18 protein-coding genes are annotated in these 22,859 nt (G+C 67.0%); 6 read left to right on the top strand and 12 right to left on the bottom strand.

The genetic code is table 11. The features are described from left to right. Nucleotides 1-8: 8 nt before the first annotated feature. A complete protein-coding gene (locus tag C7R54_RS24885; protein ID WP_129153443.1) occupies nucleotides 9-875 on the top strand; it encodes an ATP-binding protein in 867 nt (288 codons plus the stop codon). Then, nucleotides 868-1,863: a Nudix family hydrolase gene (locus tag C7R54_RS24890; protein WP_129153445.1), complete on the top strand. Its 996-nt coding sequence runs from the start codon at nucleotides 868-870 to the stop codon at nucleotides 1,861-1,863. Before C7R54_RS24885 ends, C7R54_RS24890 begins: the two co-directional genes overlap by 8 nt. Nucleotides 1,864-1,928: 65 nt before the next feature. Here the strand turns inward: C7R54_RS24890 and C7R54_RS24895 are convergent, their stop codons facing one another. From C7R54_RS24895 to C7R54_RS24925, 7 genes are all read right to left on the bottom strand, one after another. Further along, complete coding sequence (locus tag C7R54_RS24895) at nucleotides 1,929-3,401, bottom strand: efflux transporter outer membrane subunit (protein WP_240039716.1); 1,473 nt, start codon at nucleotides 3,399-3,401, stop codon at nucleotides 1,929-1,931. Then, entirely contained in the window at nucleotides 3,401-6,517 is a 3,117-nt protein-coding gene (locus C7R54_RS24900) for a multidrug efflux RND transporter permease subunit (RefSeq protein WP_129153448.1), read from the bottom strand. The genes C7R54_RS24895 and C7R54_RS24900 overlap by 1 nt, the downstream gene beginning before the upstream one ends. Further along, nucleotides 6,514-9,624 (bottom strand): MdtB/MuxB family multidrug efflux RND transporter permease subunit, encoded by a 3,111-nt coding sequence (locus tag C7R54_RS24905; protein WP_129153450.1) that lies wholly within the window; start codon nucleotides 9,622-9,624, stop codon nucleotides 6,514-6,516. Before C7R54_RS24905 ends, C7R54_RS24900 begins: the two co-directional genes overlap by 4 nt. Further along, complete coding sequence (locus C7R54_RS24910; protein ID WP_129153452.1) at nucleotides 9,621-11,027, bottom strand: MdtA/MuxA family multidrug efflux RND transporter periplasmic adaptor subunit; 1,407 nt, start codon at nucleotides 11,025-11,027, stop codon at nucleotides 9,621-9,623. Before C7R54_RS24910 ends, C7R54_RS24905 begins: the two co-directional genes overlap by 4 nt. Before the next feature lie 261 nt (nucleotides 11,028-11,288). Next, nucleotides 11,289-12,041 carry a cell division protein ZapD gene (zapD, locus tag C7R54_RS24915; RefSeq protein WP_129153454.1) on the bottom strand — a complete coding sequence of 251 codons (753 nt, stop codon included), beginning with the start codon at nucleotides 12,039-12,041 and terminating at the stop codon, nucleotides 11,289-11,291. Nucleotides 12,042-12,096: 55 nt separating this feature from the next. After that, the gene (gene coaE, locus C7R54_RS24920; protein WP_129153456.1) at nucleotides 12,097-12,741 is read right to left on the bottom strand and encodes a dephospho-CoA kinase; all 645 of its coding nucleotides are present in this window, start codon (nucleotides 12,739-12,741) and stop codon (nucleotides 12,097-12,099) included. Nucleotides 12,742-12,801: 60 nt separating this feature from the next. Then, nucleotides 12,802-13,650: a prepilin peptidase gene (locus C7R54_RS24925; RefSeq protein ID WP_129153458.1), complete on the bottom strand. Its 849-nt coding sequence runs from the start codon at nucleotides 13,648-13,650 to the stop codon at nucleotides 12,802-12,804. A gap of 217 nt (nucleotides 13,651-13,867) precedes the next feature. Here C7R54_RS24925 and C7R54_RS24930 point away from each other — a divergent pair, with 217 nt between their 5' ends. Next, nucleotides 13,868-14,647 (top strand): copper resistance protein NlpE N-terminal domain-containing protein, encoded by a 780-nt coding sequence (locus C7R54_RS24930; protein ID WP_129153460.1) that lies wholly within the window; start codon nucleotides 13,868-13,870, stop codon nucleotides 14,645-14,647. Nucleotides 14,648-14,665: 18 nt separating this feature from the next. Here C7R54_RS24930 and C7R54_RS29080 read toward each other — a convergent pair whose 3' ends face one another. The 4 genes from C7R54_RS29080 to C7R54_RS24950 all read right to left on the bottom strand — a co-directional run bounded on the left by C7R54_RS29080 (nucleotide 14,666) and on the right by C7R54_RS24950 (nucleotide 17,121). Beyond that, the gene (locus C7R54_RS29080; RefSeq protein ID WP_240039700.1) at nucleotides 14,666-15,055 is read right to left on the bottom strand and encodes a LuxR family transcriptional regulator; all 390 of its coding nucleotides are present in this window, start codon (nucleotides 15,053-15,055) and stop codon (nucleotides 14,666-14,668) included. 93 nt (nucleotides 15,056-15,148) lie between these two features. Then, nucleotides 15,149-15,991 carry a pantoate--beta-alanine ligase gene (gene panC / locus C7R54_RS24940; RefSeq protein WP_129153461.1) on the bottom strand — a complete coding sequence of 281 codons (843 nt, stop codon included), beginning with the start codon at nucleotides 15,989-15,991 and terminating at the stop codon, nucleotides 15,149-15,151. A 36-nt stretch (nucleotides 15,992-16,027) separates the two neighbouring features. Then, complete coding sequence (locus C7R54_RS24945; protein WP_129153463.1) at nucleotides 16,028-16,915, bottom strand: segregation and condensation protein A; 888 nt, start codon at nucleotides 16,913-16,915, stop codon at nucleotides 16,028-16,030. 17 nt (nucleotides 16,916-16,932) lie between these two features. Continuing rightward, nucleotides 16,933-17,121, bottom strand: a complete 189-nt coding sequence (locus C7R54_RS24950) for a DUF3460 family protein (protein ID WP_129153465.1) — start codon at nucleotides 17,119-17,121, stop codon at nucleotides 16,933-16,935. Nucleotides 17,122-17,494: 373 nt separating this feature from the next. On the opposite strand from C7R54_RS24950, the gene C7R54_RS24955 reads away from it, so the two are divergent. From C7R54_RS24955 to C7R54_RS24965, 3 genes are read left to right on the top strand one after another with little or no spacing between them, the layout of a single operon-like run. Then, nucleotides 17,495-18,901, top strand: a complete 1,407-nt coding sequence (locus tag C7R54_RS24955; RefSeq protein ID WP_192903739.1) for a DHA2 family efflux MFS transporter permease subunit — start codon at nucleotides 17,495-17,497, stop codon at nucleotides 18,899-18,901. Then, nucleotides 18,891-20,411, top strand: a complete 1,521-nt coding sequence (gene glpK, locus C7R54_RS24960) for a glycerol kinase GlpK (protein ID WP_129153469.1) — start codon at nucleotides 18,891-18,893, stop codon at nucleotides 20,409-20,411. The genes C7R54_RS24955 and glpK overlap by 11 nt, the downstream gene beginning before the upstream one ends. Then, nucleotides 20,408-21,814 carry an MFS transporter gene (locus C7R54_RS24965; protein WP_377815416.1) on the top strand — a complete coding sequence of 469 codons (1,407 nt, stop codon included), beginning with the start codon at nucleotides 20,408-20,410 and terminating at the stop codon, nucleotides 21,812-21,814. The genes glpK and C7R54_RS24965 overlap by 4 nt, the downstream gene beginning before the upstream one ends. A gap of 9 nt (nucleotides 21,815-21,823) precedes the next feature. On the opposite strand, the gene C7R54_RS24970 is transcribed toward C7R54_RS24965, so the two are convergent. Beyond that, nucleotides 21,824-22,714 carry a LysR family transcriptional regulator gene (locus C7R54_RS24970; RefSeq protein WP_129153470.1) on the bottom strand — a complete coding sequence of 297 codons (891 nt, stop codon included), beginning with the start codon at nucleotides 22,712-22,714 and terminating at the stop codon, nucleotides 21,824-21,826. Between the last annotated feature and the right edge of the window lie 145 nt (nucleotides 22,715-22,859).

Genomic DNA, 22,859 nt, shown 5'->3' on the forward strand with positions numbered 1-22,859 from the left:
ACATCGAAGTGACCGTCACCGATTTCACCACGCTGATCTCCCGCGCCGAACGTGTGTTGGCGCAACTTGAAGCCTACCTGCCGCCGGCCCCGCCGGAAATCGACTGGTCCGCCCGCGCCTTTCGCTGGCGCCGGCGCGGTTCGCGCGGCTGGCTGGACGCGGTGCGCCATGTGGCCCGCATCGACATGGCCGACCTGCAGCATATCGAGCGGCAGAAGGACATCATCGACCGCAATACCCGGCACTTCATCGACAAGAAGCCGGCCAACAACGTGCTGATGACCGGCGCGCGGGGCACGGGCAAGAGCTCCCTGGTGAAAGCCATGCTGGCCGCCTACGGTGACCGCGGCCTGCGCCTGATCGAGGTGGACAAATCCGACCTGGGGGACCTGGCCGACATCGTCGAACTCGTCGGCGCGCGCCCGGAACGCTTCATCGTCTTCTGCGACGACCTGTCCTTCGAGGAAGGCGAAGCCGGCTACAAGGCGCTGAAGTCGGTGCTGGACGGCTCGGTGGCCGCGTCGGGCGACAACGTGCTGATCTACGCAACGTCCAATCGCCGCCACCTCATGCCCGAATACATGAGCGAGAACCTGCAGGCCAGGCATCAACCCGACGGCGAAATCCACCCCGGTGAAACGGTCGAGGAAAAAATCTCCCTGTCCGAGCGCTTCGGCCTGTGGCTGTCGTTCTACCCTTTCCGCCAGGACGACTACCTGGACATCGTCTACCACTGGCTGCGCGAACTGGGCTGCCCGGAAGAACATGTCGTGCCCTCGCGCACCGAGGCCCTGCAATGGAGCATCGAACGCGGTTCGCGTTCGGGCCGCGTGGCGTTCCAGTTCGCGCGCGACTGGGCGGCCCGCCATGCCTGAGCAGACCCACGCCGACAACGTCCTCGATGTGGCGGCGGGCCTGATCCTGCGCCCCGATGGCCAACTGCTCCTGGGCCAGCGTCCCGAAGGCAAACCCTGGTCGGGTTGGTGGGAATTGCCAGGCGGCAAGCTGGAACCGGGGGAAACCGTGTTGCAGGCCCTCGCGCGCGAGCTCGATGAGGAATTGGGCATCCAGGTCACCGAGGCCACCCGCTGGGTCACCTACGTGCATGCCTATCCGCATACGACCGTGCGCCTGGCTTTTTGCCGCGTGACGAAATGGGAAGGCGAACCTCGCGGCCGGGAAAACCAGCGCCTGGAATGGGTGGATCCTGCCCACGCCACGGAAGTCGGCGACGTGCTGCCGGCCACATTACCGCCCTTGCGCTGGTTGCAGTTGCCCGGGACCTACGGCATCAGCAATATCGGCCGTCCGCAAGACCTGCCCGCCTTCCTGCAGCGCCTGGACGCCGCCCTGGCGGACGGACTGCGCCTGGTGCAACTGCGCGAGCCGGGTTGGCCTGACGGGCCGGACGCGGCGTCCCTGCAAGGCGCGCTGCAAGCCGTCCTGCAACGCTGCCGGCGCGCAGGCGCCCAGGTGCTGGTCAACAGCGCGCACCCCCGCGCCTGGTGGGCCCAGGCCGACGGCGTGCACCTGCGCAGCGCCGATGCCGCCGCCATGGTGGGACAGGCGGCGGCGTTGCGTGCCGCGCTGAGTCCGCAGGCCAGGATAGGCGTGTCCACGCACGACCGTGGCCAGGTCGCCATCGCACGCGAACTGGGCGCGGACTTCGTGGTCGCCGGCCCGGTTGCCGCCACCGCCAGCCATCCCGGGGAGGCCGGCGTGGGCTGGGACGGTTTCGAAGCCATCATCGCCGATGCCGGCGTACCGGCCTATGCCATCGGCGGCCAGGGGCCGGAAACGCTGGCAAGTGCGCGGGAACACGGCGCCCACGGCGTGGCCGCGATACGGGCGGTGTTTAGATAACAAAAGGCCACATAAAAAAGCCACATGAAAAAAGCCACCCCGGGGTGGCTTTTTGCTGCTATCCATCATTTTTCCGCCGCCAGCTTGGGCTGGACATTGCCGTCCCAGCCGCCGCCCAAGGCGGCGGCAAGCTGCACGCTGGCAATCAGGCGGTCGCCCACCAGGCTGATGGCATTGCGCTCGGTCGACAACGCGGTAGCCTGCACGGTGGCGACGCTGAGATAGTCGATCAAGCCCTGCTCGTACTGGTTGCGCGTGTACAGCAGCGACTGCCGCGCGGACTCCAGGGCGCGCCGCTGCACCACCTGCTCGTTCGCCAGCACGCGCAACTGGATAAGATAATCCTCCACTTCGCGCAATGCGCCCAGCACGATCTGGCGATACGCGGCGGCTTGCGCGTCGTAGGCCGCGCGCGCCGAATCGATCTGCGCGTTGCGCAAGCCGCCGTCGAACAAGGTGGCCGCCAGGGCGGGACCGATGGACCAGTAGCGCGCCGGCGCCGTCAGCCATTGCGCGAATTCGCCACTGCGAAAGCCGCCGGTGGCCGACAGCGTCAGGTCGGGGAACCAGGCCGCCACGGCGACGCCGATCTGCGCATTGGCCTGCGCCGTGCGACGCTCGGCTCCCGCCACATCGGGACGACGCTCCAGCAGCTGCGAGGGCAGGCCCATGGGAATATCCGGCACAGGCTGCTTGAAGGGCTGCGCCTGCAGCGCGAACGTGGAAGGCGCCACGCCCATCAACACGGCGATGGCATGCTCATACTGGCCGCGCTGCCATTCGAGGTCGACCAGGTTGGCGCGCGTGTTCTCCAGCTGCGTCTGCGCCACCGCCACGTCGGCCTTGCCCGCCACTCCGACGTTGAAGCGGTTCTGCGTCAGGGTCAGGGACCGTTCGTAGGCGACCACGGTCTCCTCCAGCAGGCGCTTCTGTTCATCCAGTATGCGCAGCCGGAAGTAGTCCTGCGCCAATGTGCTCTGCGCGCTCAGTCGGGCGGCGGCGAGATCGGCGGCGCTGGCCTGGGCGCCGGCCTGGCTGGCCTCGACATTGCGGCGTATGGAACCCCACAGGTCGGCCTCCCAATTGACCGTACCGCCCAAGGAAAACGTATTGCTCACCGAACCGGTGCCCGTACTGCCGCTGCCGGTGCCGCCGCCACTGCCGGCGCGGCTGACGCCGGCGTTCGCGCCCACGGTCGGGAAAAAGGACGCGCGCGCGCCGCGCACCAGCGCCTGCGCCTGGCGGTAGTTCGCCTCGGCCTGCACGATGTCCAGGTTCGCCGCGTTCAGGCGGTCCATCAACCCATCCAGCACCGGGTCGCCGTAGACGTGCCACCACGCGCTGTCCAGCGCGATGCCGGGCCGCGCGGGCGTCCAGCCGGGCGCACCGGCCTGGGTTTCCTTGAACGCCGCGCCGACCTCCACGCCGGGACGCACGTAGTCCGGGCCCACCGCGCACGCGCCCAGCGCGCCACACAGGACCAGCGCGGGCAGCAGGCGCGCGGCGCGCGTATACGAAGGAGGAAAGGAAAGGCGCATCATGAATAATCGGAAGTGATCGCCACGGCGCGGGAAGCCTGGCGGCGCCGCGCCCAATGGCGCAGCCGGTCGAGATACAGGTAGATCACGGGCGTGGTGTACAGCGTAAGCAGTTGGCTGACCACCAGCCCGCCGACGATGGTCACGCCCAGCGGCTGGCGGAACTCGGCGCCGGTACCCGTGGCCAGCACCAGGGGCAAGGCGCCGAAGATGGCCGCCATCGAGGTCATCAGGATGGGCCGGAACCGGGTCAGGCAGGCCTGGAAAATGGCGTCGCGCGGGTTCAGGCCATGGCGCCGCTCGGCGTCCAGCGCGAAGTCGACCATCATGATGGCGTTCTTCTTGACGATGCCGATCAGCAGGAAGACGCCGATCAACGCGATGATGGAGAATTCCATGCGCACCAGCAGCAGCGCCAGCAAGGCGCCGATGCCGGCCGACGGCAGCGTCGACAGGATGGTCAGCGGATGCACGAAGCTTTCATAGAGCATGCCCAGCACGATATACATCGTGACCAGCGCCGCCAGGATCAACCAGGGCTGTTGCGCCAGCGTCTGCTGCAAGGCCGCCGCCGTGCCCTGGAAGCTGGCCTGGATCTGGTCCGACGGCAGGCCGATGCGCGCCACGGCAGCGTCGACCGCCGCGCTGGCCTGCCCCAGGGAAACGCCCGGCGCCAGGCTGAAGGAGATGGTGTCCGCCACGAACAAGCCCTGGTGCTGCACGCTCAACGGCGCGGATCCGACCTGGAAACGGGCGAAGGCGGCCAGCGGCACGCGCGCGCCGCTGCTGGTGACGACGTCGATGTTCTTCAGGGACTCGGCGTTTTGCGCAAAACGCTGCTCCACGCCCATCACCACATGGTATTGGTTCAGCGGGCCATACATCACGGAAACCTGCCGCTGGCTGAAGGAGTTGTTCAGCACCGCGGAGATATCGGCCATGTCCACGCCCAGCCGCGTGGCGGCATCGCGATCGATGACCAGGTCGACTTCCTGCCCCTTGTCCTCGACGTCCGTATCGACGTCGACCAGTTCCGGCAGGGAGGCCAGGGCCTGCTGGACGCGCGGCATCCAGGTTCGCAGCAGCTGCAGGTCGCCCGCCATCAGGGCATAGTCGTAGGACCCGGTGCTGCTGGAACGGCCGCCGATGCGGATGTCCTGCTGCGCCACCAGGAACATGCGCGCGCCGGGAATGCTCTGCAAGCGTCCGCGCAGGCGGTCGATCACCGTGTCCGAGGACACGCCGCGTTCGGCCAGCGGCTTGAGCTGGATCTGCATGAAACTGCTGTTGCTGCCCCCGCGCCCGCCCGCATAGCCCGTCATGCTCTGCACGGCGGGGTCCGCCTGCACCACCTTGCGCATGTATTCCAGCTTGGGCAGCGTGGCCTGGAAGGACGTCCCCTGGTCCACGCGGAAAAAGCCCAGCAATTGGCCGGTATCCTGCTGCGGAAAAAAGCCCTTGGGCACGTGCACGTACAGATAGACGTTCAGGCTGATCGTGACGAGCAGCACGAACACCATCAGCAAGCTGTGCTGCAGCGTCCAGGCCAGCGTGTCCTCGTACAGCTTGCCCAGCCAGGCGAAGCCCCGCTCGGACCAGCGCGCCAGCCGTCCCGGCGGACGCTCCTCGCGGCCGGCTTCCGGGCGCAGCATGCGCGCGCACATCATGGGCGTCAGCGTCAACGACGTCACCAGCGACACCATGATGGACGCCGACAGCGTGACGGCGAACTCGCGGAACAGGCGCCCCACCACCCCGCCCATCAACAGGATGGGAATGAAAACCGCGACCAGCGACAGGCTCATCGACAGGACGGTGAAACCCACTTCGCGCGCGCCCCGCAGCGCCGCCCGCATCGGCGTCATGCCGCGCTCCACATGGCGCATGACGTTTTCCACCACCACGATGGCGTCGTCGACGACGAAACCGGTAGCCACGATCAGCGCCATCAGCGAGATGGTGTTCAGCGTGTAGCCGCACAGGTACATGATGGAGAACGTGCCAACCAGCGACACCGGCACGGCGATGCTGGGGATCAGCGCCGCGCGCCAGCTGCGCAGGAATACCAGCACCACCATCATGACCAGCAGCACGGCGATGATCAGCGTCATCTCCGCCTCGTGCAGCGAACTGCGGATGCTGGGCGTGCGGTCCTGCGCCACGCGCAGGTCGACGCCACCCGGCATCTGGGCCGCCAGCTGCGGCAGCTGGGCGCGCACCGCGTCCACCACGTCGATGATGTTGGCGTCCGCCTGGCGCCGCACGATCAGCAGGATGGACTTGTCGTTGTTGTAGAACCCCGTCTGGAACAGGTCCTCCACCGAATCGGTGACGTTGGCGACGTCCGAGAGGCGCACCGCCGCGCCATTCTTCCACGACACGATCAGCGGCTTGTACTGGTCGGCCTTGCTTAGCTGGTCGCTGGCCATGATGACCCAGTGCTTGTCGTCGGTCTCGACGAAGCCCTTGGGGCGGTTGGCATTGGCGTTGGCGAGCGTGGTGCGCACCTCGTCCAGCGAAACGCCCTGGTTGCTGAGCGCGCCGGGCAGCAGTTCCACCCGCACCGCGGGCAGCGAGCTGCCGCCCACGGTCACGTCGCCGACGCCATCCACCTGCGACAGCTTCTGCGCCAGGATGGTGGACGCCAGGTCGTACAGCTCGCCCTGGGTGTGGGTGGGCGAGGTCAGCGCCAGCGTCATGATGGGCGCGTCCGAGGGATTGGCCTTGCGGTACGTCGGATTGCTCTTCAGGCTGGTGGGCAGCAAGGTGCGCGAGGCATTGATGGCGGCCTGCACGTCGCGCGCGGCGCCGTTGATATCGCGCTTGAGGTCGAACTGCAGCGTCACGCGGGTGGTGCCCTGGGTGCTGCTGGACGTCATTTCCGTGACGCCGGCGATCGATCCCAGGGCGCGCTCCAGCGGCGTCGCGACACTGGATGCCATCGTTTCCGGACTGGCGCCCGGCAGCTGCGCCGTCACCGAAATGGTGGGAATGTCCACCTGCGGCAGCGGCGCCACCGGCAACAGCGCGAAGGCCAGCGCGCCAGCCAGCACCACCGCCAGGGAGAGCAGCGTGGTGGCCACCGGCCGGACGATGAAGGGCGCCGACAGGATCATCGCGGCACCTCGGCCGCGTCGCTACCGCGGCGCGCGCGACGGGCGCGCCAGCGCTGGCCCATGCGATCGAACATCAGGTAGATGACCGGCGTGGTGAACAGGGTCAGCAGCTGGCTGAACAGCAAGCCGCCCACCATCACCAGCCCCAGCGGCTGGCGCAGTTCAGAGCCGGTTCCCGTCGACAGCATCAAGGGCACGGCGCCGAACAGTGCCGCCAGCGTGGTCATGAGGATGGGTCGGAAACGCAACAAGGCGGCCTCGTGGATGGCCTCGCGCGGGGCCAGGCCGCGCTTGCGTTCGACATCCAGCGCGAAGTCGATCATCATGATGGCGTTCTTCTTGACGATGCCGATCAGCAGGATGATCCCGATGATGCCTATCATGTCCAGTTCCTTGCCGGTCAGCAGCAGCGCCAGCAAGGCGCCCACGCCGGCCGACGGCAGCGTCGACAGGATGGTGACCGGGTGGATGAAGCTTTCGTACAGCACGCCCAGCACGATATACATCGTGACGATGGCCGCGAGCACCAGCCACAGCGTGCTGGTCAACGAAGACTGGAACGCCGCCGCCGCGCCCTGGAACCGGGTCTCGATGCCGGCCGGCAGGCCCAGTTCCTGCTCGGCGGCCTGGATGGCCTTGACCGCGCCCGACAGCGACGCGCCCCGCGCCAGGTTGAAGGACACGGTCACCATCGGGAACTGGTCGAGCCGGTTGACGGCCAGCACCGTGTGGCTTTCGGAGATGTGCGCGACGCTGGAAAGCGGCACCTGGGCGCCGCCCGCCGTAGGAACGTAGATCTGCGACAGGGCATCCGGGCCGCGGCTGAACTGCGGCATGACCTCGAGGACGACACGGTATTGCGCCGACTGCGTGAAGATGGTGGAAATCAGCCGCTGCCCGAAAGCGTCGTACAAGGCCTCGTCTATCGTCGCCGCCGTAATGCCCAGGCGGGACGCGGCGTCGCGGTCGATATCGACATAGGTTTGCAGCCCCTCGTCCTGCAGATCGTCGGTGACGTCGGCCAGCTCCGGCAGGCGCGACAGGCGCTCGATCACCTTGGGCGTCCACTCGCTGAGCACCTTCAGGTCCGGGTTGGACAGCGTCATCTGGTACTGCGTGCGGCTGACGCGGTCCTCGATCGTCAGGTCCTGGACCGGCTGCATATAGGTGGTCATGCCCTGCATGCCGGCCAGCGACTCGCCCAGGCGCGCGATCACGTCGGCCATGGCGTCGCGGCGCGATTCGCGCGGCTTCAGCACGATCTGCATGCGTCCCGCGCTGACGGTGGAATTGCTGCCATCCACGCCGATGAAGGACGATATGGTGGCCACATCCGGGTCGGCCAGGATGATCTTGGCCGCTTCCTGCTGGCGCTGGGCCATGGCCGAGAACGAAATGCTTTGCGGCGCCTGGGTGATTGCCTGGATGATGCCCGTGTCCTGCGGCGGGAAGAAGCCCTTGGGCACCATCAGGTAAAGCAGCGCGGTCAGGACGAAGGTTCCCAGCGCCACCAGCAGCGTCAGCGGCTGGTGATTGAGCACGACCTTGAGCAGGCGGTCATAGCCGGCGATCAGCTTGTCTATCATGGCGCCGGTGGCCCGGTGGAAGCGGCCATGGCGGCTTTCGGACTCGGGTCGCAGCAGGCGCGCGCACATCATCGGCGTCAAGGACAGCGACACCACCAGCGATATCAGGATGGACACCGCCAGCGTGATGGCGAACTCGCGGAACAGCCGTCCCACCACTTCCGTCATGAAGAGCAGGGGAATCAGCACGGCGATCAGCGAGAATGTCAGCGAGATCAGCGTGAAGCCGATCTGCCCCGCGCCCTTGAGCGCCGCCTGCAAGGGCGTCTCGCCCTCTTCCAGGTGGCGCGCGATGTTCTCGATCATGACGATGGCGTCGTCGACCACGAAACCGGTGGCGATGGTCAGCGCCATCAGCGTCAGGTTGTTCACCGTGAAGCCAGCCAGGTACATGATGCCGAACGTGCCCACCAACGAGAGCGGCACCACCACGCTGGGAATGAAGGTGGCCGTCAGGCTGCGCAGGAACACGAACGTCACCATCACCACCAGCGCGATGGACAGGAGCAGTTCGAATCGCACGTCGCTGATGGAATCGCGGATGGTCTGGGTACGGTCCGCCACCACGCTCACGTCCAGCGTGGCCGGCAGGGCCAGGCGCAGCTGCGGCATCAAGGCCTGGATGCGGTCGACCACGTCGATCACATTGGCGTCCGGCTGGCGCTGCACGTTCAGCAGGATGGCCGGCTTGTCGCCCGCCCAGGCGGCCTGCCGGATATCCTCGGCGCCCTGCACGGTCTGCGCGACGTCCGACAGGCGCAGGGGGGCGTTGTTGCGATAGGCGATGATCAGGTCGTTGTAGTCGAGCGGCGTCTTCAGCTGGTCATTGGCGTTGATGGTGGTCGAGCGCATCGGCCCGTCCAGGTTGCCCTTGGGCTGGTTGACGTTGGCGCCGACGATCGCGGTGCGCAGGTCCGACAGCGACAGGCCATTGCCCGCCAGCGCCTGTGGATTGACGCGCACGCGCACGGCCGGCCGCTGCCCGCCGGCGATGCTGACCAGGCCCACGCCCGGCACCTGGGACAGCTTCTGCGCCATGCGCGTTTCGACCAGGTCGCGCACCTGCGGCAGCGGCATGGTGGGCGAACTGATCGCCAGCGTCAGCACGGGCGCGTCGGCGGGGTTGACCTTGTTGTAGGTCGGCGGCACCGGCAGGTCGTTGGGCAACAGGTTGGACGCCGCGTTGATGGCGGCCTGCACCTCCTGCTCGGCCACGTCCAGCGATAGATTCAGGCTGAACTGCAGGGTGATCACGGAAGCGCCGCCCGAACTGGTGGACGACATCTGGTTCAACCCCGGCATCTGGCCGAACTGGCGCTCCAGCGGCGATGTCACCAGCGAGGTCATGACGTCCGGGCTGGCGCCCGGATACAGGGTCACTACCTGGATGGTCGGATAATCGACCTCGGGCAGCGCCGCCACCGGCAGCAGCCGATAGGCGATCACGCCCGCGATCAGGATGGCCACCATCAACAGGGTGGTGGCCACCGGCCGCAGGATGAAGATGCGTGACGGACTCACGGCGTGGTCCTGGCCGGCACGGCGGTGCTGGCGCCCGGCTCCGCGCCCAGCGCGGCGCCGGGCGTGGCGGGAATGGTGCTGGTGGGATCGGTGACCACTTCCACCTTGGCGCCGGCACGCAGGCGGTCGGTGCCTTCGGTGACCACGCGGTCGCCCGGCTTCAGGCCGTCTTCGATGGCGACCATATCGTTGTTGACGGGGCCCAGCTTCAGCTGGCGCACCACGACGGTGTTGTCGGGTTGCGCGACGAACACGAACGGTCCCTTGGAACCCCGCTGGACGGCGCCATTGGGAATGACGGTCACGCCCTTGCGCGTCTCGACATGCAGGCGCACGTTGACGAACTGGTTGGGGAAGAGGATGTCGTCGGTGTTATCGAAGCGCGCCTTCAGTTTCAGCGTGCCGGTGGTCACGTCTATCTGGTTGTCCAGGGTCTCCAGCGTACCGGAGGACAGCAGCTTGGTATTGGCCCGGTCGTAGGCGAAAACTTCCATGGCATGCCCGGCGCGCAACTGCTCGCGTACCGCCGGCAGCTGCGTTTCGGGCAGGGTGAAGACCACCGCGATGGGCTGCGTCTGCGTGATCACCACCAGGCCGTTGGTATCGCCCGAGGACACGAGGTTGCCCTGGTCCACCTGGCGCAGCCCCAGGCGTCCGGTAAGGGGCGCGGTGATACGCGCATAGGTCAGCTGCAAGCGGGCCGAATCGACGTTGGCCTGGTCGGTCTTGGCCGTGCCCTCGTATTGGCGCACCAGCGCGGCCTGGGTGTCGACCTGCTGCTTGGCGATGGATTCCTGCTTCAACAGGGCCTGGTAGCGCGCGAGATCGCGGCGGGCGTTGTCCAGCTGCGCCAGGTTCTGGGTCTGCGTGCCGAGGGCCTGGGCCAATTGGACCTCATAAGGCCGGGGATCGACCTGCGCCAGGACGTCGCCCGCCTTCACATACTGGCCTTCCTTGAAATTCACCTTGACCAGTTCGCCGTCGACCCGGCTGCGCACGGTCACGGTGTTGTAGGCGGTGACGGTGCCCAGGGCAGGCAGCGAAATATCCATGTCCTGGGTGGCGGCGGTAAAGACACGCACGGGTACCGCGGCTTCGCCCATGCCGGCGCCGGCCGGGCCGGCGGCCCGGCCGCCCGGGCGCGGGCCTCGGCCCGCGCCACCCTGGGCACCCTGCTGCTGCCCCTGGGCCCCGGCCGCCTGGGGCGTCCCGCCCGTGGGTGCGCCCGTGGCGCCCGGGGCGCTGGCGGCTGCATGCTGGCCATTGCGCGGCCCCCTTCCCCCCTGGTTGGCCGGTCGCAGGACCAGCCATGCGATACCGGCCACGATCAGGACGACTATCGTCCAGCCGATCACGCGGCGGCGTGTGCGGGCGGACTTGGTGGCGGCAGTAGGTTCAACCATTTGATGGGCATCCGACGTCTATTCGGCAAAAAGAGCCGCTATTGTCCATCAATGCCCCGGGTTTTTATATGTAGGGGTCTGAGATTTGAAATCGACCGCAACAGGATTTGGGCGCGAAATGGGGCGCCATCAGCAATCCGACAGTCTTTTCACTATTAATTTACGAAATCCGGGGCGATTCCAGGGTCAAGGTGCGCCTGCCCGCAGCGGAAGACGCCAGCCCGATCGCGCCCTGAACAAGGCGCCGCGGCCGGCCGCGGCTCAGGTGCTGCAAAGCGACATCTGGAACGTGACGTCGCGGTTTACCTGCTGTGGCTTCAATTCGCCGCCCTGGGTAGAAAACCTTATCCAAATCATGTACTTATTGGCGCTTATCTCGGGAAAGACGCCAACCTCGTCCGCGACCCAGACGCGCAGCAGCTGGTGGGAACGACCACCGAGCATTTGCTGGAACGCGCCTTGTTCGGCCGTCGCTTCCTGCTTGCGGCCGGACTCGCGCAGCAGGCGCAAGCCTATGGTCACGCCTTCGCTCAGGGGCTTGAGGGGAGCGATCCAGGCCTGCAGGTCGGCGCAGCGTGCCTCTTCGGGCTTGTGCTGCCAGGCATGGTAGGAGGGCATTTCGATCTGCGTGGCCCCGCCCGGCACCGCCAGGCGGCCACGCAGGCTCACCAGCCATTCGTTTTCGCGCAGCGGCTGGCCCGCCTTGCCCTGGGTGGACAAGGCGCTGGTCGTCCTTTCCATTTCGCGCAGCATGCCCTCGAGCGCATCTTGGGACACGCCCGGATGATCGCGCAAGGCCGCCAATTGCAGACGCTGACGCTCCATGTCCTGCAATACCGAAGTCTTGATGTCGGTACGCTCGATGGCATCGAGAATATCGAATATGGTCGCGACTGCGATCTGATGATTCTTGGCGTCGCCGGGCCGGGCGAAATAGAACAACCGGTCGAAGAGGTATTCGAGGCGCAGGTATGCCCGGATACGCTCGTTGAAGGGATATTCGTAAAGAATCACGCTCGATACAGGTCCGTCATTAAACCGGCCACGGCCGGAATGGTTTGGGGAAACATCATGCGCCGCGATTCATGGACGCCGCCAACATGCACCACTGTTCATGCAGGATTTTCGCCCGCGCGCGCAATTGTTCCGGCGAGGTCGCGCCGTCGTTGAGAATCACGTCGTGCGCGGCCGCCAGGCGGGTTGCCCGCGCGACCTGTGCCGCCATAATACGCTGGATGGTGGATATCGTCAGCCCACTACGCGACTGCACGCGGGCAATCTGTGTATCGGGATCGCAATCGATAACGCATATGCGATCGACACGCTGCGCCCACCGTCCCGACTCAATCAGCAAGGGCACGACGAAAACCACGTAGCAACCCTGGGCCGCCACGGCTTGCGCTTCGACATGCTGGCCGATCAGCGGATGCAGGATAGCCTCCAGCCGCGCGCGCGCTTGCGCATCCCCGAATACCTGTTCTCGCATCCAGTCGCGGTCCAGCGCCCCATCGGCGCGGCGCGCGCGCGGGCCGAAGGCCTGCTCGATGGCCGGCATCGCGGCGCCGCCTGGCGCCGTCAAGCGATGAGCAATCTGATCGGTATCGATCACGCTGGCGCCCCACTCCGACAAGAGATCCGCAACACGGCTCTTGCCCGAACCGATGCCGCCGGTCAGGCCGATTTTCAAACGCGGAGGGGATGCGGTGGAACTCATGGCGGTGTGTGTGTTTGCGTCTGGTTACCCATGGTTGCGCTTCTGCTTTCCGGCAGGGGGCTAGAAAGGCCAGCCCGTCGAAATGCCGCTACCGAACAATGCCACGATACCAGCCGCCGCCAGGTAAGGGCCGAAGGGTTGCGGCTGGCCACGCCGCGCGCGCCGCGTGGCGATCAGCAACAGGCCCACCAATGCGCCGGCCAGGGACGCCGCCAGCAGCATCAGCGGCAGCGCCGCCAAGCCCAGCCAGGCGCCCAGGGCCGCCAATAACTTGAAGTCGCCGTAGCCCATGCCCTCGCGCCCGGTCATCAATCGATAACCGTGGAACAGCAGCCACAGCATGCCGTAGCCCACGGCCGCGCCCAGCACGGCCTGGCCCGCGGGCGCGAACGTGCCGGCGACATTCACCAGCAGGCCGGCCCACAACAGCGGCAGGGTGATGGCGTCCGGCAGCAGGCCGGTGTCCATGTCGATCCAGGCCAGGGCCAGCAAGGCCGCCACCAGCAGCATGGCCCACAAGGCCTGGGCGCCCGGGCCGAAGCGCCAGACGCAGGCGGCGAAGCCCACGGCCGTCAGGCATTCCAGCGCCGGGTAACGCCATGCGATGGGCTGGCCGCAATCGGCGCAACGGCCTCGCAGCAGCAGCCAGCCGACCAGCGGCAGCCGGCGCCAGCCCGTGATCGGCGCCTGGCAGGCAGGGCAGCGACTGGCGGGCCGCCACAGGCTGGGACGTTCCTCGTCCACCGGCATGTCCTCGCCGCGCCACTCGCGGAATTGCGCCTCCCAGTCGTAGTCCATGATCCGGGGCAGGCGTTCGACGACCGTGGTGAGCCAGGACCCGACGACCAGGCCCACCAGGGCGGCCAGGCAAATCGCGCTCGTCATGTCGATGGCAGGTGTGGACTGCATGTCGCTCCTTGAAGGGCCGTTGCGGCGGCCGTCGACGCGCATTATTCAGCCAGGCGCCCGAATGTCAAAATGCCGCGACACCCGGCGGCCGCGGGACTCGCTGCGTCGCCATGGACACAGCCATCCGCCGGCGAGGGCGCCCGGTCAAAATACCGTCGCCCGCAGTGTCACAATCATGCGTAGAATTACCTTTAACTTTTTGATTCCTGGATACATCATGCCCGCCGCGCTCGAACCTCTCACGCCTGCCCCAGTTTCCGCACGTACGAGCCTGACGGCCGCCAGTGTCATCGCCCTGGCGGTGCTGGGTCCACTGACTGGCTGCGCCCAGCAACGCGAGCCCGGCTACTACGATCCGCCGGCTGCCAGCACCCAGGGAGACGCACAATACAATGCCACCGGGGCCGGCTACCGCCCGGTGGTCCGCGCCCCTTCGCAATTGCAGATCGACCTGAAGCCGCCCACGCCCAGCCAGCAGCAGCAAGCCGCGGCGCAGCAACAACGCGCCATGCAGGAAGGCCATGTGGCCGAGGACGGCCAGCCCGCGCCGGTTGCCGTCGCCAGCGCCGACACGCCCGCGCCCCCGCCGGCCGCGCAGCCGGGCAGCAAGCTGGTGCCCCAGCCGCAGACCTACATGGGCACCCTGCCCTGTTTCGCCGCCGGCCTGAACTGCGAAGCCCAGCGCATCACCCTGACGTTGGCGCCCAATGGTCGTTGGCGCGGCCGTTCCGCCTACCTGGCCGACGCCGCCAACAAGGAAAAATCGGTTGCCGAACAAGGGTGCTGGGAAGCCACCGACGAGAAGCCGCCACGCGTCTTCCTGACGAGGGCCGACGGCAGTTCGCGCGCCGAATTCGTGGTCGCGGCCAATAACGTGCTACGCCTGCGCGCCCTGGCCGGTGTCGCGCCGAATTTGAACTACACGCTGACGCGCCAGCCCGACATCGATCCCATCGACGAGCTGTCCAAGCAGACCGCGCCGAAGTGCGGTAGCTGAATGCGGTAGCGCCCTGTCCTACTCCCGCGCCCTCCGGTGCGGGCATACCCGACAGGCAAGCTCCATGGTGGAACGCACCCCCATCTTGCGCAGGATATTGGCGCGATGGGCTTCCGCCGTGCGCGACGATATCGACAGTTCGATGGAGATGTACTTGTTGGACTTCCCGCTGACCAGGTAAGGCAGGATATCCCTTTCGCGGCGCGTGAGATTTCCCTGGGGCGGGTAGCCGTCCGGACAGGTCACGAGGCCGGAAGACCCGGCCGATGCGCCGACAGATGAGCCGGCGGATGCGCCGACCGATAAGCCAACTGATACGCCAACAGGGCCGGCCAAGCGCAGAGAAGCGCGCGGAGAAGCGGGTGCGGGCATCGCCGCCACATGCGCCACATGCATACGAGCCATCATGCTGTCCTTCCTCCATGTCAGGTGGAAGGCAGTCTTGCATGCCCCCGCAGGGCCGGGAAGCTGCCAGAACTTACAGGGGTGGACAGCGGCGTCCTACAGCTCCAGGTTGTCGATCAGGCGCGTATTGCCCAGCTTGGCGGCCGCCAGGACCACCAGCGGTTCGCCCGTCTGGAAGTCGGCGCTGTCGGGCGCCTTCAAATCGCGTTGGCGACGCAGCGACATATAGTCCACCAGCCAGCCGCGCGCGGCCAGGGCGCCGGCGGCTTCCTGCTCCAGGGCCGCGACGTCGTGCTGGCCCGCCGCCACCTGCTGGCGCATGGCCTGCAACTGGGCGTACAGCCGCGGCGCCTCGGCGCGCTCGGCGTCGGTCAGGTAGCGATTGCGCGAGGACAGCGCCAGGCCGTCGTCAGCCCGCACCGTTTCATGCGCCAGCACCTCGACCGGCAACTGGAATTGGCGGCACATGGCGCGCACGATCATCAATTGCTGGTAATCCTTCTTGCCGAACACCGCCACGCGCGGCTGCACGCAGGAAAGCAGCTTCAGCACCACCGTGCAGACGCCCTTGAAAAACCCAGGCCGGAATTCGCCTTCCAGGATGTCGCCCAGATCATCGGGCGGCTGCACCCGATAATTCTGCGGCTCCGGATACATCTCTTTTTCGTCCGGCGCGAACAGGACGTACACATCGCGCTCGCGCTCCAGCTTTTCGATATCCTCGGCCAGCGTACGGGGATAACGGTCGAAATCCTCGGAAGGACCGAATTGCAGGCGATTGACGAAGATGCTCGCCACCACGGGATCGCCATGCTGGCGAGCCAGTTTCATCAGCGCCAGATGGCCCGCATGCAGGTTGCCCATCGTCGGCACGAACGAAACGCGCGTCTGCCCGCGCAAGTGGTCGCGCAGCTCCTGGATGGTGTGTACGACTTTCAAGAATGTCTCCGGATAAGGCCGCGGCCTGGAAAAAGCTCAGGCCGCCTGCGCCACGCTGGTATAGGCCAGGCGGACGTAGATGGGCGCGTAGGGCTCGGCCTGGGTGATTTCCAGCAGCGACTCGCGCGCCAGCTCCAGCATGGCGATGAAGTGCACGACCACCACCGCCGCCGGCGCGCCTTCGTCCAGGCGCTCCATGAACATGTCGGTGAACTCCATGAAGCGCACGTCGTTGAGGCGCCGCAGCATGTGGGTCATGTGGTCGCGCACGGACAGCTGTTCGCGCGTGATGTGATGGTGCGCGTTGAGCTTGGCGCGCTTCATGATGTCGGCCCAGGCCTGGCGCAGGTCTTCGGGGCTGACATCCGGCATGGCGCGTTCGACGGTGAGGTCGGCCACGGCTTGCGCGCGCGAGAAATCGCGACCCAGCTGCGGCAACGCGTCCAGCTTTTGCGCCGCCAGCTTCATTTGTTCGTATTCGAGCAGGCGCCGCACCAGTTCGGCGCGCGGATCCTCGACTTCCTCGCCGGTATCGCTTTTCTTCACCGGCAGCAGCATCCGCGACTTGATCTCGATGAGCATCGCCGCCATGAGCAGGTATTCCGCCGCCAACTCCAGGTTGTGCACGCGGATCTGTTCGACATACGACAGGTATTGCCGGGTGACATCCGCCATGGGGATGTCCAGCACATTGAAGTTCTGCTTGCGGATCAGGTACAGCAACAGGTCCAGCGGCCCCTCGAAGGCCTCCAGGAAGATTTCCAGCGCATCGGGCGGGATATAGAGATCCTGGGGCAGCTTGAACAACGGCTCGCCGTACAGGCGCGCGAACGCCACGCTGTCGACGACGTCGGGCGTGCTATCCACGGAGGGTTCCACCAGCGCGGCCAGGTCCGAACCCGGCACGGAGGGATGCTGCGGCATGGCCGGGACTGAGCGCGTCAGTCCGCTGCGTAGACGTAAGGCTTCTGCTGCACGCGGGCGGCGCGGAATCCCTCGAGCAGTTCGGGATCCTGCGGCTTGTCCCAGAGCAGCCCGCGACCTTCGCGCTGGCGCTTTTCGACATCGGGATGGGCCTGTTTGTATTGCTTCAGGAACAGGGTGATCTCGGACTCGTAGGTTTTGGCCATGGCACCAATGGTGGTGGGTGGGTTGGTGGGTTGTATTGCCGCCAGTTTACTTCACGGCGGCCCAAGTCGGCGGTCCAAGCCGGCGACCCGACTGCCTGGGCCGGCCAGTTCCCTGCCCGGACAGGCGGCCCCGTCCCGCGCCGTCCCGGCGCCGGGGCGTCCTACCCGCCAGCCGTGTCCACCCAATGGACACCCCGTCCCCCCGGACACCTCCCGTCCGCCAGGCGTTAAGCAGTCCGCCAGAGGCCCCGGTTTACAATACGCAAGCTCACGCCGTCGCCCTCCGCCGCGCCATCCCGTCTCCATGTCCGCCTCGTCCTCAGCCATTTCCGCCGCCCCAGACCAAGACCCTGATGCCTTGCGCGCCGCCCGCATGATCCCCTTTATCGTGGGCTGCGCGCTGTTCATGCAAATGCTCGACGCCACGGTGGTGGCGACCGCCCTGCCGGCCATGGCCGCCTCGCTGTCTTCCACGCCGGTGCGGCTGAACGTGGCCATTACGTCCTACCTGCTGGCGGCGGCGGTGTTCGTGCCCATCAGTGGCTGGGCGGCCGACCGTTTCGGCGCAAGGCGCGTATTCATTGCCGCCATCGTCCTGTTCACGCTCAGTTCGGTGACCTGCGCCATTTCGCAAGACCTGGCGCAACTGGTGCTGTCCCGCATCGCCCAGGGGATAGCCGGGGCCATGATGGTCCCCGTGGGCCGCATCATCCTGCTGCGGCTGGTGCCCAAGGAAGACCTGCTCAAGGCCATGTCCTTCCTGTCCATCCCGGCGCTGCTGGGACCGGTGATCGGGCCGCCGCTGGGGGGCTTCCTGGTCACCTACGCATCCTGGCACTGGATTTTCCTCATCAATGTCCCGATGGGCGTGTTCGGCATCGCGCTGACCCTGCGCTACATCAAGGAAGTGCGCGACGCCGATCCGCCCAGGCTGGACTGGCTGGGCTTTTTCCTCAGCGCCATCTGCCTGGCCACGCTGGTGACCGGTTTCGAGGCCGTGGGGCGAGACGTCATGAGCAGCGGCGAGTTGATGGGCGTGATCGCGGTGGGCCTGGTTTGCGGCTTCTGGTACGTGCGCCACTCGCGCTCGATCGACTACCCCATCATCGACCTGTCGCTGATGCGCATCCCCACCTTCGCCATCTCCACCCTGGCCGGCAATCTCTGCCGGTTCACGGTGGGCGCCACGCCCTTCCTGCTGGCCATGCTGCTGCAGATCGGTTTCGGCCTGTCGCCGTTCTCCGCCGGCATGATCACCTTCGCCGGCGCCGCGGGCGCCCTGTTGATGAAGTTCGTGGCCACGCCCATCGTGCGCCGCTACGGCTTTCGCCGCGTGCTCACCATCAATGCCCTGCTGACCGGCGCCTTCATCGTGGCCTGCGCCCTGTTCCGCCCCGGCACGCCTGCCTGGCTGATGATCCTCATCCTGCTGATCGGCGGCTTCTTCCGGTCGCTGCAGTTCACCGGCGTCAACACCCTCACCTACGCCGATATCCCGCCGCAGCTCATGAGCCGCGCCAGCAGTTTTTCCGCCATGGCGCAGCAGCTGGGCATCAGCCTAGGAGTGGGCGTCGCCGCGGTGACCCTGAACGTCAGCATGGCCCTGCGGGGAGCCGATACACTATCGGTCGGAGACACCGTCAGCGGTTTCATCGTCATCGGCATCCTGTGCGCGTTGTCGTATTTCTCTTTCCGCCGCCTGGAGCCCACCGCTGGCGACCAGGTGAATGGCCGCAACCGCAAGGCGGCCGGAAGGATGAACAACGACAATGAAGAATGAATACATTCTTGCCCTGGACCAGGGCACCACGAGTTCACGCGCCATCCTGTTCGACCGTGCCGGCGTAGTCCGGGCCACGGGCCAGCGCGAATTCCGCCAGTACTATCCCCAGCCGGGCTGGGTCGAGCACGATCCCGAGGAAATCTGGCGCAGCCAGCTCGCCGTCGCGCGCGAAGCCTTGCGCAACGCCGGCGCCACGGCCGCGGACATCGCCGCCATCGGCATCACCAACCAGCGTGAAACCACGCTGATCTGGGACCGTCGCAGCGGCGCGCCGCTGTCGCGCGCCATCGTCTGGCAAGACCGCCGCACCGCGCCCCGCTGCGACGAACTTCGCGCGGCCGGACACGCGGACTGGCTCCAGCAACGCACCGGCCTGGTCCTGGACGCCTATTTCTCCGGCACCAAGCTGGCCTGGCTGCTGGATAACGTGCCCGGCGCCCGCGCCGCCGCCGAGCGGGGCGAAGTGGCCTTCGGTACCGTGGACAGCTGGCTGGTGTGGCAATTGACCGGCGGCCAGGTGCATAGCACGGACCCCGGCAATGCCTCGCGCACGCTGCTGTTCGACATCCACAAGCAGGACTGGAGCGACGAACTGCTGGAACGCCTGGACATCCCGCGCAGCGTGCTGCCGTCCCTCGCGCCCAGCAGCGGCGTCATTGCCCACTGCCTGCCGGAATATTTCGGCGGCCCCATCCCCATCGCGGGCGTGGCCGGCGACCAGCAGGCGGCCACCTTCGGCCAGGCCTGCTTCCAGCCGGGCATGGCCAAGAACACCTACGGCACCGGCTGCTTCATGCTGATGAACGTGGGCGGGCAGGCGGCCCGGTCCGGCCACCAACTGCTGTCGACCGTGGGCTGGGGCCTGCCCGGCGCGACGCCCTGGAAGACCACCTACATGCTGGAAGGCGGCGTATTCATGGCCGGGGCGGCGGTGCAGTGGCTGCGCGACGGCCTGGGCATCATCCCGAAATCGGCCGACGTCGAAGCGCTGGCCGGCAGCGTGCCGGACGCCGACGATGTCTTTCTGGTGCCCGCCTTCGCCGGCCTGGGCGCGCCGCATTGGGATCCCTACGCGCGCGGCCTGCTGATCGGCCTGACGCGCGGCACCACGCGGGCGCACGTGGCGCGCGCCACGCTGGAATCGATCGCGCTGCAAAGCACCGAGCTGCTGCAGGCGATGAACGCCGACAGCCCCGCCCCGCTGTCCGAGTTACGGGTGGATGGCGGCGCGGCGCGCAACGACCTGCTGATGCAGATCCAGGCCGATCTCCTGGGCGTGCCCGTGGTCCGGCCCCGCGTCGCGGAATCGACCGCGCTGGGCGCGGCGGGCCTGGCCGGCCTGGCGGTGGGCTTCTGGCAGGACCAGCACGAATTCGCGGCGCAATGGCAAGCGGAACGCCGTTTTGAACCCACGTGGTCGGACGACCGGCGCCAGGCACGGCTCGAGCGCTGGCGCCAGGCCGTGTCGCTGAGCAAGGGCTGGGCCAAGGGCAAGCAGCAACCGTGACTCCGCATCGCAACTTCCGGGTCATCGCGATGGTGGTGGCCACCACGCTGTTCATGCAGAACATCGACAGCACCGCCATCGCCACCGCGCTGCCCGATATGGCGCGCGACCTGAACGTCAACGCGGTGCACCTCAGCGCCGCGATCACTTCCTACCTGGTGGCCATGACGGTGTTCGTGCCCGTCAGCGGCTGGGTCGCCGACCGCTACGGCGCCAAGCGGGTCTTCATGTCCGCCATCGCGCTGTTCACGGCATCGTCCTGCGCCTGCGCGCTGTCGGGCGGGTTGGGATGGCTGATCGTCGCGCGCATCCTGCAAGGGATCAGCGGCGCCATGATGGTGCCGGTGGGCCGCCTGGTGCTGCTGCGCGGCGTCCGACGCGAGGACCTGCTGTCGGCCACCACATGGCTGTCCATGCCGGCGATGCTGGGGCCCGTGATCGGGCCGCCGCTGGGCGGCTTCCTGACCGATACGTTCTCGTGGCGCGCGATTTTCTGGATCAACCTGCCCATAGGGCTGCTCGGGATGGTGCTGGTGGCGCGCCTGATTCCACCCAGCGAGACCGAACGGCCGCCCGCGCTGGACGTGCCTGGCATGACACTGGTGGGCGCCGCGTTGAGCATCTTCATGGTCGGCGTGGAAACCGTGGGCCGCGGCATCGTGCCGGACGCCTGGTCCTGGCTGGCCATCGCGGCGGGGCTGGCGCTGTTCGGCCTGACCATCTGGCATTGCCGCCGGGTGGACCACCCGGCCCTCGACTTTTCCCTGCTGTCCATCCCCACCTACAAGGCCTCGACCGTGGCCGGCAGCCTGTTCCGCGCGGGCGCGGGCGCCATGCCTTTCCTGGTGCCCATCACATTGCAGCTGGGCTTCGGCCTGTCCGCCTCGCGCAGCGGGCTCATCTCCTTCGCCAGCGCCATCGGCGCATTCTGCATGCGTCCGATGACGCAATTCTTCCTGCAGCGCTTCCGCGTGCGCAGCATCCTGCTGGGCGGGACATTCGCGTTCGCCGCCATGCTGGCCGCGTGCGCCACGCTGACGCCGGCCTGGCCGGAGATGGCGATATTCATACTGCTGGTCTGCGTGGGGCTGGCGCGCTCGCTGAACTTCGCGTGCATGAATGCGCTGGCCTATGCCGACGTGCCGGGAGAAAAGCTGTCCGCCGCCACGTCTTTCTTCGGCATGGCGCAGAACTTGCCGCGCGCGGCGGGCGTGGCCCTGGCGGCGGGCGTCATGCAACTGTCGATGAGCCTGTCGGGCCGCACGCACGCGGAGCACTTCGATTTCGCCTGCGCCTTCCTGGCCATCGCGGCCATGGTGCTGGCGTCGGCGCCCATGCTGGCCGAACTCAAGCCCGAGGCCGGCGCGGGAATCTCGCGCGGACGCAAGCCCAAGGCGGCCTGAGCGTCGGTCTCAGGCCGGCAGCGTTCCGCGCATCAGCCCCTCGACGAACTCGGCGAACGCGCGCGCCTTCGCGGTGGCAAGACGTCCAGTGGGAAACACCGCCCATAGGTCGATGTCGGGAAGCGACCAGTCCTCCAGCAAGCGGAGTATCCGGCCATCGGCCAACTCAGGCGCAAACATCCAGTCGGAAGCGATTGCCAGGCCCATGTCCGCCAGCACCGCGGCACGGATACCTTCGGCTGCGCTGAATCGGGCTCGGCCACGTACGAGCACCGACGTCTCGGCGCCTTCACGGCGGAAGGCCCATACGTTGTTCAACTGGCTGAAGACGACTGTTTCATGATCCGCCAGGTCGGCAGGAACGCGCGGGGTGCCTGCTCGCTTCAGGTATTCGGCCGTGGCGAGCACCGACCGGCGCGATGACGCCAGCTTGCGCGCCACGGTCCCCGAATCGGCCAACGCCCCCATCCTCAGCGTAACGTCGATGCCTTCGGCGATCAGGTCAATCGTGCGGTCGTCCAGCACCACGTCCACCTCCAATCCGGGATGCGCGGCGAGAAACCGCGGCAGATGCGGGATGACGTGCAGCCGCGCGAAGGTGGGGGCGGCCGAGATGCGCAGCCGGCCGGATAGTCCTACTCCCTCTCCCCGGGCGGCCTGGTCGGCCTCGTCCGCCTCCTGGATGGCCGCACGCGCGCGCTCATAGAAGCGCAAGCCTGCCTCGGTGGGCGCCAGCCCATGGGTGGAGCGCAGCAGCAACTTCACCCCCAGCCGCCCCTCCAGTTGCGTCACCATCTTGGAGACCGCCGGTTGCCCGACCTGCAGCACCCGTGCGGCCCCGGAAAAAGAACCCGCGTCCACCACGTGCACGAAGGTAGTCATTGCCAAAAACCGGTCCACGTCATTCCTTCAAGGAATAGACATTATAGCTATCGGCCATCTGCCATTCCCTCAAAGGCGGGTCCAGAATCCCATTGCGTCTCGCTGAAACGTGCTACCCCAAAAGGCAAATCAGCGCGGCCGACGTCGCAGTTTCGATGCTGCC

It is taken from the genome of Achromobacter aloeverae (assembly GCF_004121055.1).
GTDB classification, from domain to species: Bacteria; Pseudomonadota; Gammaproteobacteria; order Burkholderiales; family Burkholderiaceae_B; genus Bordetella_C; species Bordetella_C aloeverae.

Bases quoted from the DNA above. Each gene is read 5' to 3' on its own strand.
- C7R54_RS24890 (WP_129153445.1), top strand. From the start codon at position 868: ATGCCTGAGCAGACCCACGCCGACAACGTCCTCGATGTGGCGGCGGGC.
- C7R54_RS24895 (WP_240039716.1), bottom strand. From the start codon at position 3,401: ATGCGCCTTTCCTTTCCTCCTTCGTATACGCGCGCCGCGCGCCTGCTG.
- C7R54_RS24900 (WP_129153448.1), bottom strand. From the start codon at position 6,517: ATGATCCTGTCGGCGCCCTTCATCGTCCGGCCGGTGGCCACCACGCTG.
- C7R54_RS24910 (WP_129153452.1), bottom strand. From the start codon at position 11,027: ATGGTTGAACCTACTGCCGCCACCAAGTCCGCCCGCACACGCCGCCGC.
- coaE (WP_129153456.1), bottom strand. From the start codon at position 12,741: ATGAGTTCCACCGCATCCCCTCCGCGTTTGAAAATCGGCCTGACCGGC.
- C7R54_RS24925 (WP_129153458.1), bottom strand. From the start codon at position 13,650: ATGCAGTCCACACCTGCCATCGACATGACGAGCGCGATTTGCCTGGCC.
- C7R54_RS24930 (WP_129153460.1), top strand. From the start codon at position 13,868: ATGCCCGCCGCGCTCGAACCTCTCACGCCTGCCCCAGTTTCCGCACGT.
- C7R54_RS29080 (WP_240039700.1), bottom strand. From the start codon at position 15,055: ATGATGGCTCGTATGCATGTGGCGCATGTGGCGGCGATGCCCGCACCC.
- C7R54_RS24945 (WP_129153463.1), bottom strand. From the start codon at position 16,915: ATGCCGCAGCATCCCTCCGTGCCGGGTTCGGACCTGGCCGCGCTGGTG.
- C7R54_RS24950 (WP_129153465.1), bottom strand. From the start codon at position 17,121: ATGGCCAAAACCTACGAGTCCGAGATCACCCTGTTCCTGAAGCAATAC.
- C7R54_RS24955 (WP_192903739.1), top strand. From the start codon at position 17,495: ATGATCCCCTTTATCGTGGGCTGCGCGCTGTTCATGCAAATGCTCGAC.
- glpK (WP_129153469.1), top strand. From the start codon at position 18,891: ATGAAGAATGAATACATTCTTGCCCTGGACCAGGGCACCACGAGTTCA.